The following is a 3013-nucleotide window of genomic DNA, read 5'->3' as shown; positions in this document are numbered from 1 at the left end:
AAGGCAAGAAGAAGGTCGTGCTGGGTTCCGGTGACGTTTAGTATCACCAGGGCTTCTCGTCCAACGTGATGACCGCCGGCGGTGAAGTTCACCTGGCCATGGCGTTCAACCCGTCCCACCTGGAAATCGTTTCCCCGGTGGTAGAAGGTTCGGTTCGCGCCCGTCAGGATCGTCGTAACGACCCGACCGGTGAGAAGGTTCTGCCGATCTCCATCCACGGTGACGCTGCATTCGCAGGTCAGGGCGTGGTCATGGAAACCTTCCAGATGTCGCAGACCCGCGGTTTCAAAACCGGCGGTACCGTGCACATCGTGATCAACAACCAGGTTGGTTTCACCATCAGCAACCCGCTGGACTCGCGTTCCACCGAGTACGCCACCGACGTTGCCAAGATGATCCAGGCGCCGATCCTCCAGGTGAATGGTGATGATCCGGAAGCCGTGTTGTTCGTGACCCAGCTCGCCATCGATTACCGCATGCAGTTCAAGCGTGACGTGGTGATCGACCTGGTCTGCTACCGTCGTCGCGGCCACAACGAAGCTGACGAGCCAAGCGGCACCCAGCCTCTGATGTATCAGCAGATCACCAAACAGCGCACCACTCGTGAGCTGTACGCTGATCGTCTGACCCAGGGCGGTGTGCTCGACGCAGAGCGTGTTCAGGCGAAAGTCGACGAATACCGCAACGCGCTGGACAACGGTCTGCACGTCGTGAAATCGCTGGTCAAAGAACCGAACAAAGAGTTGTTCGTGGACTGGCGTCCGTATCTGGGCCACGCCTGGACTGCGCGTCACGACACGCGTTTCGATCTGAAAACCCTGCAAGAACTGTCCGCCAAGCTGCTGGAAATTCCGGACGGTTTCGTGGTGCAGCGTCAGGTCGCGAAGATCTACGAAGACCGTCAGAAAATGCAAGCCGGCGGCCTGCCGATCAACTGGGGTTACGCCGAAACCATGGCGTACGCGACCCTGGCGTTCGAAGGTCACCCGATTCGCATGACTGGTCAGGACATCGGCCGCGGTACGTTCTCGCACCGTCACGCTGTGTTGCACAACCAGAAAGACGCGGGCACCTACATTCCGCTGGCGCACTTGTACGACGGTCAGCCACGCTTTGACCTGTACGACTCGTTCCTGTCGGAAGAAGCGGTACTGGCATTCGAATACGGTTACTCGACCACCACGCCAGACGCGCTGGTGATCTGGGAAGCCCAGTTCGGTGACTTCGCCAACGGTGCGCAGGTTGTTATCGACCAGTTCATCACCAGCGGCGAGCACAAGTGGGGTCGTCTCTGCGGTCTGACCATGTTGCTGCCACACGGTTACGAAGGTCAGGGCCCTGAGCACAGCTCGGCACGTCTTGAGCGTTACCTGCAACTGTGCGCCGAGCACAACATTCAGGTAGCTGTACCGACCACGCCAGCACAGATCTACCACTTGCTGCGTCGTCAGGTGATTCGTCCGCTGCGCAAACCGTTGATCGTGCTGACGCCGAAGTCGCTGCTGCGCCACAAGCTGGCCATCTCGACTCTGGAAGATCTGGCCGAAGGTTCGTTCCAGACCGTGATCCCGGAAATCGATACTCTGGACCCGAAAAAGGTCGAGCGTGTTGTTCTGTGTAGCGGCAAGGTCTACTACGACCTGCTGGAAAAACGCCGTGCCGAAGGCCGTGAAGATATCGCCATCGTGCGTATCGAGCAGCTGTATCCATTCCCTGAGGACGACTTGAAAGAAGTCCTGGCTCCGTACACCAACGTCAAAAATGCCGTTTGGTGTCAGGAAGAGCCGATGAACCAGGGCGCCTGGTACTGCAGCCAGCACCACTTGCGTCGCAGCATCGGTAACCTCGACAAGTCTCTCGTACTTGAGTACGCGGGCCGTGAGGCTTCTGCTGCCCCAGCTTGTGGTTACGCATCGATGCACGCCGAGCAGCAGGAAAAACTCCTGCAAGCCGCGTTTACCATTTAATGCCTTCGCGCACCTGAAACCGAATTTAAGGAACTACAGATAATGGCTATCGAGATCAAAGCCCCCACTTTCCCGGAATCGGTTGCCGATGGCACCGTTGCCACCTGGCACAAACAACCGGGCGACGCCGTCAAGCGTGACGACCTGATCGTCGACATCGAGACTGACAAAGTCGTACTGGAAGTTCTGGCTACCGCCGACGGCGTGCTGGGCGCAATCGTCAAGAACGAAGGCGACACCGTTCTGTCCGACGAAGTGCTGGGCTCCATCGAAGCGGGCGGCGCTGCTGCCGCTGCTCCAGCCGCCGCTGCTGCTCCGGCCGCTGCTGCCGCTGCACCGGCTGCTGCCGAAGGCGAAGACGATCCTGTTGCTGCACCGGCTGCGCGCAAGCTGGCTGAAGAAAACGGCATCAACATCGCCTCCGTTGCCGGCACCGGCAAAGGCGGTCGTGTGACCAAGGAAGACGTAGTCGCTGCTGTTGCTGCCAAGAAAGCCGCTCCAGCTGCCGCGCCTGCCAAGGCTGCTGCTCCTTCGGCCGCCGCTCCTGTGTTCGCCGCTGGCGACCGCATCGAGAAGCGTGTACCGATGACCCGCGTTCGCGCCACCGTGGCCAAGCGTCTGGTTGAAGCTCAGTCGAACATGGCGATGCTGACCACTTTCAACGAAGTCGACATGACTGAAGTCATGGCTCTGCGTTCGAAGTACAAGGATCTGTTCGAGAAGTCCCACAACGGCGTACGCCTGGGCTTCATGTCGTTCTTCGTGAAAGCGGCTACCGAAGCACTGAAACGCTTCCCGGCTGTTAACGCATCGATCGACGGCGCTGACATCGTTTACCACGGCTACGCTGACATCGGCGTTGCCGTTTCCAGCGACCGCGGTCTGGTTGTTCCGGTTCTGCGTAACGCCGAACTGATGAGCCTGGCTGAAATCGAAGGCGGCATCGCAACATTCGGCAAAAAAGCCCGTGACGGCAAACTGTCGATGGACGAGATGACCGGTGGTACCTTCACCATCACCAACGGTGGTACCTTCGGTTCGTTGAT

Annotated in this window: 1 protein-coding gene and 1 pseudogene; both read left to right on the top strand. The window is 59.1% G+C overall.

Annotated elements, in window-relative coordinates; all coding sequences use genetic code 11:
* A pseudogene (locus ACIP66_RS28080) lies at positions 1-1967 on the top strand (2-oxoglutarate dehydrogenase E1 component); the annotation flags it as partial.
* 42 nt (positions 1968-2009) lie between these two features.
* A partial coding sequence (gene odhB, locus ACIP66_RS28075; protein ID WP_400652480.1) for a 2-oxoglutarate dehydrogenase complex dihydrolipoyllysine-residue succinyltransferase occupies positions 2010-3013 on the top strand: 1004 nt, incomplete at its 3' end.

The sequence above is a fragment of the Pseudomonas sp. NPDC088429 genome, assembly GCF_044753305.1.
Classification (GTDB): Bacteria; Pseudomonadota; Gammaproteobacteria; order Pseudomonadales; family Pseudomonadaceae; genus Aquipseudomonas; species Aquipseudomonas rustica.
The sequence above is the reverse complement of the archived record's forward strand: the minus strand, read 5'-3'. Positions and strand labels throughout refer to the sequence as shown.